The sequence below is a fragment of the Alcaligenes sp. 13f genome (assembly GCF_020496585.1).
Lineage (GTDB): Bacteria > Pseudomonadota > Gammaproteobacteria > Burkholderiales > Burkholderiaceae_B > Alcaligenes > Alcaligenes phenolicus.
Genome location: NZ_JAHKKC010000013.1, coordinates 121,610 through 136,284, shown reverse-complemented (window position 1 = coordinate 136,284; position 14,675 = coordinate 121,610). Strand labels below are relative to the sequence as shown.

Genomic DNA, 14,675 nt, shown 5'->3' with positions numbered 1-14,675 from the left:
GACGGGAATTATTATTTTTAAAGGAGTCCCGATTTATGGCCAAAGAAGAGCTACTTGAAATGCAAGGTTCCGTCACCGAAATCCTGCCTGACTCGCGCTTTCGTGTCACCCTGGACAACGGTCACGCCGTTATCGCCTACACTGGCGGCAAAATGCGCAAGCACCACATCCGTATTCTGGCTGGCGACGCCGTTACCCTGGAAATGTCGCCCTACGACCTGAGCAAAGGTCGCATTATCTTCCGCCACCTGCCCAAGCGTATTGGCGCGCCGACCTCTGCCCCTCGTCGCACTCCCCACCGCCGTTAAGACATATCGCCACACCCCTGTCACAATTAGATGCAAAGATAGGCGCGCCTGACAGGGGTGCGACAAGAGCCATCAGCGCTCGGGCGCACCCCACATCTTGTGGGAGTCGCCTTGAAAAAATTACTGACGCTCAAAACTGGCTTCATCGCCTATTTTGCAATTCTGAGCCTGTTTCTAATCCTGATGCTGATTGCCCTCCAACATTTGAGCAGCAGCATCGAACAGCGCAAGCATCTGGAAGCCCAGCGCCATCAAACGACGGCGCTTAGCAAAGACTTCAAACGCATCAGCGAATTGCTCAGCCGTCAGGCCATCGCGTTTGTCTCCAGCGAGCAAATTGAATTTCAGGATAATTTCCGCCACCTTCTGGCGGTGTTTACGGGTGCCCAGGCGGATCAGGACGGCGTCGCCCTGGCGATGCTGGACCGCTTCAGGGATCTGGAGCTGGAGCCGGCTGAACAGGACCTGCTGCGCTCTGCTTATGAACAGACCCTGGCACTCAGCCAGGTTCAGTCCGAAGCCATTCAAACCGCCAGCGGCCAGTTTGAAGATGGCAACGGCGCCATCCGCATTGCCCTGCCCAATGCCTTGATGGCCAAAGTGCTGGTGTTCAGCCAGCAATACATTCAAGCCTCCGCCCAGATCACCAACACACTGGATCAGTTCGAGCACCAGTTCAGCGAGCGCCTGGACAGTTCCCTGGATCTGGCTGGTCGTAGCAGCGACCGTGCGTTCAGCCTGGCCTTAGCGGCACTGGCCCTGTTCTTCATGGCCAGCACCATTGCTCTACGCCTCTTGTATCGCTCCATCAAGCATCCGCTGGATCAAGGGGCTAATCTGGCCAAGGAACTGGCCCAGGGCAAGCTCAATGCGCAGCTCAGCGTGCGTCGCCATGATGAGTTCGGGACCTTGCTTACAGCACTCAATGGCATCGGCCAGGGCGTACAAACCGTAGTGCATCAGATCCGCGAACAAACCAGCCTGATACGCGACGGCTCGCATGCGATTGTGCTGGGCAGTCAAAACCTGAGCGAGCAAATTCTGGATCAATCGGCCGAACTGAATCAGACCGTCAAGGCCATGAATCAACTGGCTGACACCGTGCGCCAGAACGCGGAGCAGGCCCAAACCGCCGATCATCTGGCGCAAGACACCTCCAGCCAAGTGGCCCGGGGCAATCAAGCTGTACACAGCCTGCTCGATACCATCGACGCAATTGCCGACAGCTCGAACAAAATGAGTGAGATCACCAAACTGATCCGCAACATTGCCTTCCAGACCAATATCCTGGCCCTGAATGCCGCGGTGGAAGCCGCCCGCGCCGGAGTCCATGGTCATGGCTTTGCGGTTGTTGCTGCCGAAGTGCGCAACCTGGCTTTGCGCTCCACCGACGCCTTACAACAGATTTCCACCCTGATTTCCAGCTCAGTCGAACAAACCGAGCAAAGCTCGGCTGCCGCCCGAGGTATGGCGCAAGTCATGGCCAACACACAACACAAGGTCAATGAAATGCGCAGCATTGTGGCCGATATTGCCCAAGCCTCTCAGGAGCAGGCGACGCATATCGACTACGTGAACCAGGTCATGACGCGCCTGGACCAGCAAGGCCAGTCCAACCGCCAACTGCTTGAACACAGCGCGCACACCGCTCAGGAGCAGCTGGAGCAAACCACTTTGCTGGCCCAGGTGGTGGCGCATTTCAGTCTGGATAGCGATCTTTCCGAGCCCGATGCTCCCGCCCTGCCCGCCGCCCCCACGCAGCCTTCTTACCGATCCGTGTCCGCCTATCGCACAGCCACGTGCACAATGTCCGGTTCCTGAGCGGCCAATACGTGCCATAGACCTCCGATAAGGGTAAAATCGGAAGTTTGCCGCGCGCCGCCTTGCTGGCTGGCGTGGGTGGCACATCAAATATAGGAAAGCCGCTGAATCATGGAATCGGAACGACTTAATCAACTGGAAGCCCGCCTTGCCGATTATTCGGAGCGGGAAAATGCCTTACGGAGGTATCTTTGACTACGATGACAAAGCTCATCGTTTGCACGTAGTCAATGCCGAACTCGAGGATCCCAACGTCTGGAACGATCCTCAGCACGCTCAGGATCTGGGCCGCGAAAAGAAAAGTCTGGAAAACGTGGTGCATGTGCTGGACGCCTTGCACACGGGTTTGAAAGATTCGCAGGACCTGTTTGAGCTTGCCGCGATGGACGATGACGATGCCACTATCGCCGCCATCGAAGAAGATTGTGCCGCCATGGCCAGCCGTATTGAAGAGCTGGAATTCCGCCGCATGTTCTCCAACCCTGCCGACCCGCTGAATTGCTTTATGGATATTCAGGCCGGTGCGGGTGGTACCGAAGCCCAGGACTGGGCCTCCATGCTGCTACGCATGTATGTGCGTTATGCCGAACACAAGGGCTTCAAGGCTGAGATCCTGGAACAGTCTGACGGCGACGTGGCGGGTATCAAATCGGCCTCCATCAAGATTGAAGGCGATTACGCCTACGGTTTTCTGCGCACTGAAACCGGCGTGCACCGTCTGGTTCGCAAAAGTCCCTTTGACTCCTCCAACGGCCGCCACACGTCTTTCACCAGCGTGTTCGTCTACCCGGAAATCGACGACTCCTTTGAAGTCGAAATCAACCCGGCCGACTTGCGTATCGACACTTACCGCGCCAGTGGTGCCGGTGGTCAGCACATTAACAAAACCGACTCGGCCGTTCGTATTACGCACGAGCCCAGCGGCATTGTGGTGCAGTGTCAGAACGACCGCTCGCAGCACCGTAACCGTGCCGAAGCCATGCAAATGCTGAAGTCCCGCCTGTACGAGCTGGAAATGCGCAACCGTATGGCTGAGCAGCAAAAACTGGAAGACTCCAAGAGCGATGTGGGTTGGGGTCACCAGATCCGTTCCTACGTGCTGGACCAAAGCCGCATCAAGGACTTGCGTACCAACTACGAAAGCTCCAATACCCAGAAGATTCTGGATGGTGACCTGGATGCCTTTATTCAAGCCAGCCTGAAACAAGGTATTTAATATGCACACTTCCACGCTGACTGTTCTAAGCGGTGCCTCTCGCGGTCTGGGCTTGTCCCTGGCACGTCAGGCACTGGCCGCTGGCCATCAGTTGATCACTTTGGCCCGCAGCGAACTGCAACTGGATGCGCCCCAAGGGGCCCATCAACATCTGCAAGTGGATCTGGCCAGCGCGGAAGGCGCACAACAGGCTGCCAAGGCTCTGCAAGCCTTGATCAGCCAGACACAGGCTCAACGCTACGTCCTCATTAATAATGCGGGCACGGTTGATCCCGTTGGGCAGGCCAGCCACCTGCTCGATGCCCAGGCCATTACACAGGCGCTGCAATTGAATGTCGCCAGTGTCATGAGCCTGACCGCCGCCTTCTTGCAAGGCGCCCCCAAGGATGCCCAACGCCAGGTGCTCAATATATCCTCTGGTGCTGGCCGCAAACCCGTCTCGGGCTGGGCCGTGTACGGCTGCAGCAAGGCAGCGCTGGATTTTTATACGCAAACCCTGAAGCTGGAGAATCCCGAGCTGGCCGTTTGCTCTCTGGCCCCTGGCGTGGTCGATACCGATATGCAAGGCCATATCCGTAGCCAATCCCGCGACCAGTTCCCGAACCTGAGCCGCTTTATCGACCTGCATCAACAAGGTCAGCTAAGCAGCCCGGACGATACGGCCGAGCGCATTTTGCGCCACCTGAACAGCCCGGATTTTGGCCAGCACGTCCTGGATGACATCCGCCACTACGAATAAGTACTGACACAATGACTGAACCGCTAGACACTTCCGCCCCCGTCGTAGACGAAAACCGCCTGATCGCCGAGCGTCGTTCCAAACTGGACCGCCTGCGCGAAAACGGCATCGCCTACCCCAACGATTTTCGCCCTGACGCCCACGCTGCCGAGCTGCACAGCCAGTACGGCGAGCAGGACAAGGATGCCCTGGCTGCAACCAATAAAGTCGTGAAAGTAGCTGGCCGCATGATGCTCAAGCGTGTCATGGGTAAAGCCAGTTTTGCCACGCTGCAAGATGCTTCCGGCCGTATCCAGATCTACCTGGACAAAGCCGCACTGGGCGAAGAAAACTACGCGGAATTCAAGGGCTGGGATATCGGTGACATCCTGGCCGTGGAGGGCACAGTCTTCAAAACCAATAAGGGCGAGCTGTCCGTACATGCTTCCAGCGTGCGCCTGCTGGCCAAGTCCCTGCGCCCCCTGCCCGACAAATTCCACGGTCTGGCTGACCAGGAATTGAAGTACCGTCAGCGCTACGTAGACCTGATCATGGGTGAAGACACCCGTCAAACCTTCCTGGCCCGCAGCAAGGTCATGAGCAGCCTGCGCCAGCACATGGCCCAGGCCAACTTCCTGGAAGTGGAAACCCCCATGCTGCACCCCATTCCGGGTGGCGCATCGGCCAAACCCTTTGTGACCCACCACAATGCGCTGGACATGGAAATGTACCTGCGTATTGCTCCCGAGCTGTACCTGAAGCGTTTGATCGTGGGCGGTTTCGAGCGCGTGTTCGAGATCAACCGCAACTTCCGTAACGAAGGCGTCAGCCCTCGTCACAACCCCGAATTCACCATGATGGAGTTCTACGCAGCCTACACGGATTACCAGTGGCTGATGGACTTCACCGAAAACCTGATACGCGAAGCCGCGATCAGCGCCCGTGGTACCGCCACCTTGCAATACCAGGAACGCGAACTGGATCTGAGCCTGCCTTTTGATCGCCTGACCATTACCGGCGCCATCATGAAGTACGCTCCGTCCTACCAGATCGAACAGCTGGAAGATATCCAATTCCTGCGCACTGAGCTGGCTCGCCTGAAAGTGGACGTGAACTCACCCCCACTGCGTGATGCCGGTCTGGGTGCCTTGCAACTGGCTCTGTTTGAAGAAACAGCGGAATCCAAGCTGTGGCACCCCACATTCATCGTGGACTACCCCGTGGAAGTGTCGCCACTGGCACGCGCTTCGGACACCCAGGAAGGCATTACCGAGCGCTTTGAGCTGTTCATTACTGGTCGCGAAATTGCCAATGGTTTCTCGGAGTTGAACGATCCTGAAGATCAAGCCGCACGTTTCCAGGCCCAGGTTCAGGCCAAGGACGCTGGCGACGAAGAAGCCATGTTCTATGACGCGGACTACATCCGTGCGCTGGAATACGGCATGCCCCCTACAGGCGGCTGCGGTATCGGTATCGACCGACTGGTCATGTTGCTGACCGATAGCCCTGCTATCCGTGACGTGATCCTGTTCCCGCACCTACGTCGCGAGGACTAATCAGTCTCAAGACAGAAAAACGCGCGGTCAAGACCGCGCGTTTTTTTATGCATCCTCGCCCCCGCATACACATACGCAGATACGCAGCTATTCTGCCCGGTCCCTGAACAAACTCCCGCTCCAATCTCATTATTAACCAGCCCTACACCTGTAAGGGCAGACTTCATTCGGGCTTAATGCCAGCAGTTGCCGCCACTTTACGAAACAGGGCAATATCACGTGCCACGATCTGATCCAGAGACTCAGCCGAACCAGGCGCAATCACAAAGCCCTGCTCCTCCAATGGCTCAGCAAATTCGCGCGAATGCAGTACAGCCGTAATATCGCGATTTAACACCTCAACCACCTCATCCGGCGTGGCACGTGGCACAAAGACGCCCTGCCAGCTTTCGATCACGAAATCAGAAACACCCAACTCATGAAAAGTGGGAACATCCGGTAAAACCTTCGAGCGCTCCGGCGAGGTCACCGCCAGAGGGATGAGCTCACGCTTCTGAATGTTCTGGATTGTTCCAGAGATATCAATAAGTGCTCCGTCAACATGCCCGCCCAGTATGTCCAACATAGCGGGGGCCCCTCCCGCGTAGGGAATGTTATTGGTTTGCGTACCCAAACGCTGGTTAAGCATCTCGACGGCCAGATGATAAATACTGCCGTAACCAATCGGCAGCGCTGCAGATACTTCGCCAGGCTGACGTTTAAGAAGTGCCACGTAGTCATCAAAGTGCTTAACGCCCAGACCGGGACGCACCACCAGCACCTGCGAATTAACAATAGTGCGGGTCACGCCACGGACCTCCGTCTCGCTATAGGGCAGCTTGCGACCGAGGGCAGCGTTGATCGCAAGCTGATCCCCGCTAGACAAGAGCGTATGCCCGTTTGGGGCTGCACGAACTACCCGGTTGACGCCAAGGCTGGTGTGAGCGCCGGGCACATTATCCACAATCACCGTTTGTTGCCACAATTTGGCAAGATTTTGCGCGAGCATCCGTGCGATACGGTCAGCGTTGCCGCCCGGATTCACCGGAACAACAATACGCACAGGCCCGGAGGGAAACGTATCGGCCTGCTGCGCACGTGCCGGAGCCGTGGCAAACATAGCACCCAGAGAAGAAACAGGAACACCAAGCCGGGCGGCGATACCCGCACCGGTCGCTTTCAAGATCATGCGTCGATTCAAGCCTACCTCCAGTATCCACAGACTGCCCATTGATCAGGCGACATTGTGTTTGCAGTGCTTGCCAATCACGAACTGTAGTCTAGAGAGCCCCCATGCGCGAATCAAGCAGCCCCCGTCCCGACCGCTGCTAAAGCAGCTATCAACGACTTTCGCGCAGTCTGAAAACTTGCTCAGCAACACGTCATGCCGAAACAAAAAAGGACGCTCGAAAGCGTCCTCTTTTTATTGCGAATCCAGGTTCATAGCTGCACCGTGTCGCACCTGTGCTGCGAGTACGATTTGCAGGCAATTAATCCACTGGCAAACGCATCACCGCCTGTGCCCATTTATGAGCTACCTCAGGCGAAGAAAAACACGAAGCCTTGTCTGCCACCACGCGCACCGCACGCTCCAGCAGCTGGATGTCAGCCTCGTGCTGACGCGCAACGTGCGGGTCTTCAAAGAAGATGACGCGTTGACAACGATTTTCCAGCACCAGCTCGGCAATTTGCGCATCGCCACCCAAAGGTCCACTTAGATATGACTGAATCCAGGGTGTGTCCTTGGGCCAGCCTTTAGACCAGGCCAGCTCATTCAACAAGCGGCTTGTCGTCCCGGTTCCCACGCGTTGGCCAAAGCGAGACAGCAGATCAAAATGCTTGTCGGCAAACTCAATCATCTTGTCCTTGAGTGCATCGTGCGCAATCATGGCCAAGGTTTGATTAGGGAAGTCAAAAATACGTTTGCAGCTGGAATCGGGCCACAAGCCGCGGCTGACACGCTCCACTTCAATCCATTCAATTGCACCCATCAAGGTAGAAATGAAAGGACGGCCATGCGTGATGCATTGGCGCTTGAGCGCCAGTGCTTCCGGAAAAATGGAGGAAGGGTCTACCGGGTCAATCAGGTAAATGGCGCCATCAAAGGGCGGTGTACCATCCGGGCTTTGCGTGACCCGGGCCACCAGCTTCATCAAGCCGCCATCACGACCATAGGGATAGCGAACCAGGCCGCCATAGCCTTCCAGCAGGCCCGACCGCTCGATGGCATTACAGGTACGACCGACCGTGTAAAGCTCAACTTCCAATTCGCGAATACCGCTGGCTGAGCGCCGCAACCACTGAAACAAAGCCGCATCTGCCGAATCATGGTGCAATTGATTGGCCGCCAAACCGAAACGTAATGACATGAGTTCCTACACGGTAAACGATTCGCCACACCCGCAGGAGGCTTTCTCGTTTGGATTGATGAACTTGAAACCTTCATTGAGGCCATCACGGCCATAATCCAGACGCGTGCCGTCAATAAAGGGCAGGCTTTTAGGATCAACAAACAGTTTAACGCCGTGCTCTTCAAACAGTTGATCGCCTTCAACCGGCTCATCAACAAAATCCAGCTTGTAGGCCAGACCCGAGCAACCGGTCAGACGTACACCCAAACGTAGCCCCAAACCGCCCCCGCGTTTTTTCAAATGACGCTGGATATGTTCTGCGGCGGGCTGAGTAAGAGAAATAGACATAATCTTTTCCTTTCTATAAACCTGAAAGAATATTCAGCCTTCAGGCTTGGACAACTAAAACGCGCCTTTGTTCTGTACCGAGGCAATAGCGGCCTGAACCGCCTCCTGGGCCAACAAAGCACAATGCACTTTGACCGGCGGCAATTCCAGCGCTTGCTGCACATCTGTAGACGAGAACTGAGCAGCCTGCTCCAGACTGCGACCTTGCAGCCACTGTGTCGCAAACGAGGCGGAAGCGATGGTACAGCCACAGCCATAAGCCTTGAAACAGCTATCCTGAATCTGGCCCTGCTCCGATACCTTGAGCTGGATGCGAATCAAGGCCCCGGTTTCGTGACTTCCCGCTTCCCCTGTACCTACGCCAGCATCACTGCTGTTCATGACACCCACATGACGCGGGTGCAGGAAATGCTCCATGACAGCGTCACTATATATCATTGCGCGAACTGCTCCGAAGCAGGCTCGCTCCACAAGGGAGAGATGGCCCGCAATTGTTCAACCACACGACGGATGGCCGCAATCGTGTCATCAATATCCTGCTCGGTCGTGAAACGGCCCAGACTCAAGCGCAGGGAACTGTGCGCCAACTGATCACTACGACCCAGAGCCGTCAATACGTAGGACGGTTCCAGGCTGGCCGAGGTACAGGCCGAGCCACTGGACACTGCCAAATCTGTCAGAGCCATCATCAGAGCTTCGCCCTCAATGTGATCCACGCTGATGTTCAGGTTGTGGGGCACGCGCTGATCCAAGGTGCCATTCAGGAACAGATCAGGGATAGACTGCAGGCCGGCCCATAGACGATCTCGCAGCGCGGTGATGCGCTGATTGTCTAGGTCCATTTCCTGCGCAGCCAGTTCAAAAGCACGCCCCATGCCCACGATCTGATGAGTGGCCAGCGTACCGGAGCGAAACCCGCGTTCGTGGCCGCCACCGTGAATCTGCGCTTTCAGGCGCACCGCCGGTTTACGACGGATATACAAGGCACCGATTCCTTTGGGACCGTAAGTCTTGTGGGCAGACATGGACATCAAATCCACCGGCCACTCCTGCAGATTGATCGCCACCTTGCCGGTGGCCTGGGCGGCGTCCACATGGAACAGCACCTTGTGCTCCCGGCACATTGCCCCCAGGGCCTGCACATCTTGAATCACGCCAATTTCGTTATTCACCAACATGACCGAGGCCAGGATGGTGTCGGGGCGAATGGCTTGTTCAAACGCCTGAGGATCAATCAGACCACTGGGCAGGACATCCAGAAAGGTGACTTCAAACCCTTCGTCCTGCAAGGCCAGACAGGTATCCAGCACGGCCTTGTGTTCCGTACGGACGGTAATAATATGGCGGCCCTTGGACTGATAAAACTGCGCGGCACCTTTTAACGCCAGATTGATGGCTTCGGTAGCACCGGAGGTCCAGACAATTTCACGCGGCTCTGCCCCTACCAAAGCGGCAACCTGACGGCGCGCCTGGTCCACGGCCTCTTCCGCATCCCACCCATAGGGATGGCTGCTGGAGGCCGGATTGCCAAATCGTTCCGTCAACCAGGGAATCATGCTGTCGGCCACACGCGGGTCTACCGGTGTAGTGGCGGCATAATCCATATAGATACGCTGAGCGCGACTCATACAAAACTCCGGGTCAGTAGCGGATCTTGCCCACTACAAAGTACATTCTTCTGGCTGGCCGGCTTCCTGAGCGGCCAACTTGAGCTGACGCAGACGCTGCTGATCAACCAAGTCCTGTAGCGAGACAGAATCCAGATAATCGACCATTTTACGACTAAGCGTCGCCCAAAGCTCGTGAGTCATGCACTCGCCTTTCTGCCCGTTTGTGCCCTGCTTGCAATTACCCTTGCCACCGCATTGGGTGGCATCAACGGGCTCATCGACCGCAAACACAATGTCAGCAACGGTGATGTGGCGAGCCAGACGCGCAAGCGTATAGCCACCACCCGGACCACGCACACTATCGACCAGTTCATGGCGGCGCAACTTGCCAAACAACTGTTCAAGATACGAGAGCGAGATACCCTGTCGCTGGCTGATGCCTGCGAGCGTCACCGGTCCACTTTGCTGGCGCAGCGCAAGATCGATCATCGCGGTTACGGCGAAACGCCCTTTTGTCGTCAAACGCATGATAGTTTCCTTGCCAAAGGCGAAAGCGGCCGGACTGCCAACGGCAAATCCGACCAATTTGGTCCAGTATAGCAAATACAGGGGAAACTACCGTGCTTGAGCGTGTGTTTTTACACTTATACTGAAGTGTTATGTAGCCACTCAGGCAGCACGGTAATTGGGGACGCGCTTGCGAACCAGTTCGAACACGCCCTGGCAGGCATCTTCGATATAGTCCATGACCTTATTAAAGCCATCCTGGCCGCCATAATAAGGATCGGGCACGGTAGCCGCTTCATAGTCAGTGGCAAAGCGCATCAGCAGCATGAGCTTGTGACGATAAATGGGAGGACACATTTGCTGCAAGGCAGCGTGGTTTTCCCAGTCCATGCTCAAGATAAGGTCGAAGTTGCGAAAGTCCTCGCGCTGGACCTGTCGGGCCTGATAGGTAGAGATGTCATAACCGCGTTTACGAGCGGCTATCTGTGCGCGTGTGTCAGGATGCTCGCCAACATGAAAGCCATGCGTGGCGGCTGAATCCACCAAAATAGCCTCCGACAAACTGGCCTGGTCGACCAGTTGGCGCAAGACACCTTCGGCGCTGGGGGAGCGGCAAATATTCCCTGTACAGACAAACAGAACCTTACTCATAATGCGTCAAAGTCTGCGGGAAAACCCCAAATAAGGCAAGACGAAACCGGGGTGAAAACAGACCCCGAAAATCGCCTTGAAAACAGCAAATCCGTATCGTTTGGGAGCTGCCAATAAGAACCGGTCGCAGCTGCTTGAAGTTTGGAATAAACCAAAGGCGCAGCAACCTTTGCTTAGCGGATACACCACTTTCTCGAGATGAGATAAATCAAGCAATACACCCGAGTGATGAAAGCCGGTAGCAGAACGGTGTTTTTTCTGAGCTTTCGTCCAGCTTTAGTTGCAAATACACAACAACCATCAAGCCATCAGCAGTTTGGCCTTCAGTCTTTGCAACTTGTCGCGCGCAGCTGCCGCTTGCTCGAACTCCAGGTTGCGGGCGTGGTCCATCATCTCTTTTTCCAGACGCTTGATCTCGCGTGCAGCGGCCTTCTCGTCGCGAATCAACTCGTCCGGCACATCCTCGCGCAAGCTGGCAGTTGGATCCGAGGCAACAACACCATCAATCAACTCACGGACGGCCTTGTTCACGCCGCGCGGCGTAATACCGTGCTCTTCGTTAAAGGCGATCTGCTTGGCACGACGGCGCTCGGTTTCTTCGATAGCGCGGTGCATGGAGTCCGTCATTCTGTCGGCATACAGAATGGCTTTACCGTTCAGGTTACGCGCTGCCCGACCTATGGTTTGAATCAGGCTGCGCTCCGAACGCAGGAAGCCTTCCTTGTCCGCATCAAGAATCGCCACCAGAGACACTTCGGGCAAATCCAGCCCCTCACGCAGCAGGTTGATCCCGACCAGCACATCGAAGACGCCCAGACGCAGATCCCGGATGATCTCGGCCCGTTCCACCGTATCAATGTCCGAGTGCAAGTAGCGCACGCGAATACCGTTCTCTGACAAGTATTCGGTCAGATCCTCTGACATGCGCTTGGTCAGCGTCGTCACCAATACACGGTCTTCCTGCGCAGTACGCAGCTTGATTTCACCCAGCAAGTCATCGACCTGCGTGGTAGCCGGGCGAACCTCGATTTCCGGGTCCACCAGTCCGGTAGGTCGCACCACCTGTTCAACCACATTGTCTGCATGCTCTTGCTCGTAGGCAGCGGGTGTAGCCGACACGAACACGGTTTGCGGCATACGGCGTTCGAACTCTTCCAGTTTCAAAGGCCGGTTATCCATGGCCGAAGGCAGGCGGAAACCGAACTGCACCAGGGTTTCTTTACGCGAGCGGTCACCGCGATACATGGCGCCCAACTGCCCGATAGTGACGTGGCTTTCATCGATAAACATCAGGGAGTTACGCGGCAGGTAGTCGATCAGTGTCGGCGGCGGATCGCCAGGCGCTGCTCCTGACAAGTGGCGAGAGTAGTTCTCGATGCCTTTGCAAAAGCCCAGCTCCTGCAGCATTTCCAGATCAAAACGGGTGCGCTGCTCCAGACGTTGAGCTTCAACCAAATGCCCTTCCCGTGTCAGAAATTCCAGACGCTCCCGCAGTTCGAGCTTGATGGTTTCAATCGCCCTCAACACGGTTTCGCGTGGCGTCACATAATGCGAGCTAGGGAACACGGTAAAGCGGTTCAGCTTCTGCACGACCTTGCCTGTCAGCGGATCGAACAACTCCAGCTCTTCAATCTCGTCATCAAACAGGCTGACTCGCAAGGCCAGCTCCGCGTTTTCTGCCGGGAAGATATCGACCACTTCACCACGAGCGCGGAATATCCCACGCTGAAAATCCAGATCGTTACGCTCGTACTGCATGGCGACCAGACGCGCCAGCAGCTCCTGCCGGGCAATACGGTCGCCCTTGCGCAACGTCAGCACCATCGCATGGTAGTCGCCGGGATTACCGATACCGTAAATGCAGGACACAGTACCCACAATAATGGTGTCCGGCCGCTCCAGCAGGCTTTTGGTGGCCGACAAACGCATCTGCTCGATGTGTTCATTGATGGACGAGTCCTTTTCAATAAACAGATCGCGCGATGGCACATAGGCCTCGGGCTGGTAGTAATCGTAGTAAGACACGAAGTACTCCACAGCGTTGCGTGGAAAGAACTCGCGCATCTCGGCGTACAACTGCGCCGCCAGGGTTTTATTGGGCGCCAGAACAATGGCCGGACGCCCGGTGCGAGCAATAATGTTCGCCATCGTATAGGTCTTGCCCGAGCCCGTTACCCCCAAAAGGGTCTGGTACATCAAGCCATCATCAATCCCCTCAACCAACTGCTCAATCGCCGCAGGCTGGTCGCCAGCAGGCAAATAAGGTTGGAAAAGTTTGAAGGAACTCCCCGGAAATTCTTGAAAGGCAGGCTCAAATTTCATGCTAGACACACTTTAGGGTAAGCCCGTATTATCACATTAATGCTTTGTTTTTCTACCTTTCTGCACTAACGCCCCCATATCATCATGACATCGCTCTTCGAAACCGTCGAACTGGCTCCACGCGACCCTATTTTGGGTTTGAACGAACAATACAATGCCGACGAACGCAGCGGCAAAGTTAATCTGGGGGTCGGTGTTTACTACGACGATCAAGGGCGTATCCCGATTTTGCAGGCTGTTCAAAAGGCTGAGGAAGCCATGATGAGCAAAGCCGCCGCGCGCAGCTACCTGCCTATTGAAGGGATAAATACCTACAATCTGGGTGCTCAAACCCTGTTGCTGGGTGCCGACTCCCCCATCATTGCCGAAGGCCGCGCCTTGACCGTGCAATCCCTGGGCGGTACCGGTGCGCTGAAAATCGGTGCTGACTTCCTGCAGCAACTGCTGCCCCAGTCCGAGGTTTACATCAGCGATCCAAGCTGGGAAAACCACCGCGCCTTGTTCGAGCGCGCCGGCTTCAAGGTCAACACCTACGCTTACTACGATGCCGCTACGCATGGCCTGAACTTTGACGGCATGATCGCCTCGCTGCGCGCCATGCCGGCCCAGTCCATCGTGGTCCTGCACGCTTGCTGCCACAACCCGACCGGCGTGGACCCCAGCATGGAACAATGGGCCCAGATCGCCGAGCTGATCAAAGAGCGTCAACTGGTTCCTTTCCTGGACATCGCTTACCAAGGCTTTGGTGCCGGTCTGGAAGAAGACGCCAGTGTAGTGCGTCTGTTTGCCAAGCTGGGCCTGTCCATGTTCATCAGCTCCTCGTTCTCCAAGTCCTTCTCGCTGTACGGCGAGCGCGTTGGCGCCCTGACCCTGGTTACTTCCAGCAAGGACGAAACCTCCCGCGTACTGAGCCAGGTCAAGCGTGTGATTCGCACCAACTACTCCAACCCACCCACACACGGTGGCAAGGTTGTGGCCACGGTACTGAACTCGCCTGAACTGTTCCAGACTTGGGCGACTGAACTGGCCGGCATGCGTGATCGCATCCGCGAAATGCGCGCCCAACTGGTTGCCAAGCTGAAAGAGCACGGCGCTACCCAAAACTTTGACTTCGTGCTGCAACAGCGCGGCATGTTCTCCTACTCCGGCCTGACTGCCGAGCAAGTCGAACGCCTGCGCCAGGAACACGGCATTTACGCTGTCAGCAGCGGCCGTATTTGCGTTGCTGCATTGAACAGCCAGAATATTGACGTCGTGGCCAAGGCCATCGCTCAAGTCCTGAAGTAAG

General features: G+C 56.2%; 14 protein-coding genes. 6 read left to right on the top strand and 8 right to left on the bottom strand.

Annotated elements, in window-relative coordinates; translation table 11 throughout:
• Nucleotides 1-35 precede the first annotated feature (35 nt).
• The 5 genes from infA to lysS all read left to right on the top strand — a co-directional run bounded on the left by infA (nucleotide 36) and on the right by lysS (nucleotide 5,619).
• Complete coding sequence (infA, locus tag KOE80_RS12915; protein WP_137430908.1) at nucleotides 36-308, top strand: translation initiation factor IF-1; 273 nt, start codon at nucleotides 36-38, stop codon at nucleotides 306-308.
• A 111-nt stretch (nucleotides 309-419) separates the two neighbouring features.
• On the top strand, nucleotides 420-2,129 hold the full coding sequence (locus tag KOE80_RS12910; protein WP_226349284.1) for a methyl-accepting chemotaxis protein: 1,710 nt from the start codon (nucleotides 420-422) through the stop codon (nucleotides 2,127-2,129).
• Between the two features lie 111 nt (nucleotides 2,130-2,240).
• A protein-coding gene (prfB, locus tag KOE80_RS12905; RefSeq protein ID WP_115635138.1) for a peptide chain release factor 2 occupies nucleotides 2,241-3,345 on the top strand; the annotation gives its coding sequence in 2 pieces (ribosomal slippage) (nucleotides 2,241-2,321 and nucleotides 2,323-3,345; 1,104 coding nt in all).
• A 1-nt stretch (nucleotide 3,346) separates the two neighbouring features.
• Nucleotides 3,347-4,084: an SDR family NAD(P)-dependent oxidoreductase gene (locus KOE80_RS12900; protein ID WP_026482834.1), complete on the top strand. Its 738-nt coding sequence runs from the start codon at nucleotides 3,347-3,349 to the stop codon at nucleotides 4,082-4,084.
• Nucleotides 4,085-4,095: 11 nt separating this feature from the next.
• The gene (gene lysS / locus KOE80_RS12895) at nucleotides 4,096-5,619 is read left to right on the top strand and encodes a lysine--tRNA ligase (RefSeq protein ID WP_035268111.1); all 1,524 of its coding nucleotides are present in this window, start codon (nucleotides 4,096-4,098) and stop codon (nucleotides 5,617-5,619) included.
• A gap of 163 nt (nucleotides 5,620-5,782) precedes the next feature.
• Here the strand turns inward: lysS and KOE80_RS12890 are convergent, their stop codons facing one another.
• The 8 genes from KOE80_RS12890 to uvrB all read right to left on the bottom strand — a co-directional run bounded on the left by KOE80_RS12890 (nucleotide 5,783) and on the right by uvrB (nucleotide 13,387).
• Complete coding sequence (locus KOE80_RS12890) at nucleotides 5,783-6,799, bottom strand: Bug family tripartite tricarboxylate transporter substrate binding protein (RefSeq protein ID WP_226349283.1); 1,017 nt, start codon at nucleotides 6,797-6,799, stop codon at nucleotides 5,783-5,785.
• A gap of 289 nt (nucleotides 6,800-7,088) precedes the next feature.
• Complete coding sequence (locus KOE80_RS12885; RefSeq protein ID WP_026482837.1) at nucleotides 7,089-7,967, bottom strand: methylglyoxal synthase; 879 nt, start codon at nucleotides 7,965-7,967, stop codon at nucleotides 7,089-7,091.
• Between the two features lie 6 nt (nucleotides 7,968-7,973).
• Nucleotides 7,974-8,297 carry a HesB/IscA family protein gene (locus KOE80_RS12880; RefSeq protein WP_003801383.1) on the bottom strand — a complete coding sequence of 108 codons (324 nt, stop codon included), beginning with the start codon at nucleotides 8,295-8,297 and terminating at the stop codon, nucleotides 7,974-7,976.
• Nucleotides 8,298-8,351: 54 nt separating this feature from the next.
• Nucleotides 8,352-8,735 carry an iron-sulfur cluster assembly scaffold protein gene (locus KOE80_RS12875; RefSeq protein ID WP_226349282.1) on the bottom strand — a complete coding sequence of 128 codons (384 nt, stop codon included), beginning with the start codon at nucleotides 8,733-8,735 and terminating at the stop codon, nucleotides 8,352-8,354.
• Nucleotides 8,732-9,925: an IscS subfamily cysteine desulfurase gene (locus tag KOE80_RS12870; RefSeq protein WP_035268115.1), complete on the bottom strand. Its 1,194-nt coding sequence runs from the start codon at nucleotides 9,923-9,925 to the stop codon at nucleotides 8,732-8,734. The genes KOE80_RS12875 and KOE80_RS12870 overlap by 4 nt, the downstream gene beginning before the upstream one ends.
• Nucleotides 9,926-9,958: 33 nt before the next feature.
• On the bottom strand, nucleotides 9,959-10,435 hold the full coding sequence (gene iscR, locus KOE80_RS12865; protein WP_021446710.1) for a Fe-S cluster assembly transcriptional regulator IscR: 477 nt from the start codon (nucleotides 10,433-10,435) through the stop codon (nucleotides 9,959-9,961).
• A gap of 141 nt (nucleotides 10,436-10,576) precedes the next feature.
• Entirely contained in the window at nucleotides 10,577-11,068 is a 492-nt protein-coding gene (locus KOE80_RS12860) for a low molecular weight protein-tyrosine-phosphatase (protein WP_026482840.1), read from the bottom strand.
• 297 nt (nucleotides 11,069-11,365) lie between these two features.
• Entirely contained in the window at nucleotides 11,366-13,387 is a 2,022-nt protein-coding gene (uvrB, locus tag KOE80_RS12855; protein ID WP_009459107.1) for an excinuclease ABC subunit UvrB, read from the bottom strand.
• 84 nt (nucleotides 13,388-13,471) lie between these two features.
• On the opposite strand from uvrB, the gene KOE80_RS12850 reads away from it, so the two are divergent.
• Nucleotides 13,472-14,674: an amino acid aminotransferase gene (locus KOE80_RS12850; RefSeq protein WP_009459106.1), complete on the top strand. Its 1,203-nt coding sequence runs from the start codon at nucleotides 13,472-13,474 to the stop codon at nucleotides 14,672-14,674.
• Nucleotide 14,675: the final 1 nt, after the last annotated feature.

Bases quoted from the DNA above. Each gene is read 5' to 3' on its own strand.
- infA (WP_137430908.1), top strand. From the start codon at position 36: ATGGCCAAAGAAGAGCTACTTGAAATGCAAGGTTCCGTCACCGAAATC.
- KOE80_RS12900 (WP_026482834.1), top strand. From the start codon at position 3,347: ATGCACACTTCCACGCTGACTGTTCTAAGCGGTGCCTCTCGCGGTCTG.
- lysS (WP_035268111.1), top strand. From the start codon at position 4,096: ATGACTGAACCGCTAGACACTTCCGCCCCCGTCGTAGACGAAAACCGC.
- KOE80_RS12885 (WP_026482837.1), bottom strand. From the start codon at position 7,967: ATGTCATTACGTTTCGGTTTGGCGGCCAATCAATTGCACCATGATTCG.
- KOE80_RS12880 (WP_003801383.1), bottom strand. From the start codon at position 8,297: ATGTCTATTTCTCTTACTCAGCCCGCCGCAGAACATATCCAGCGTCAT.
- KOE80_RS12875 (WP_226349282.1), bottom strand. From the start codon at position 8,735: ATGATATATAGTGACGCTGTCATGGAGCATTTCCTGCACCCGCGTCAT.
- KOE80_RS12870 (WP_035268115.1), bottom strand. From the start codon at position 9,925: ATGAGTCGCGCTCAGCGTATCTATATGGATTATGCCGCCACTACACCG.
- iscR (WP_021446710.1), bottom strand. From the start codon at position 10,435: ATGCGTTTGACGACAAAAGGGCGTTTCGCCGTAACCGCGATGATCGAT.
- uvrB (WP_009459107.1), bottom strand. From the start codon at position 13,387: ATGAAATTTGAGCCTGCCTTTCAAGAATTTCCGGGGAGTTCCTTCAAA.
- KOE80_RS12850 (WP_009459106.1), top strand. From the start codon at position 13,472: ATGACATCGCTCTTCGAAACCGTCGAACTGGCTCCACGCGACCCTATT.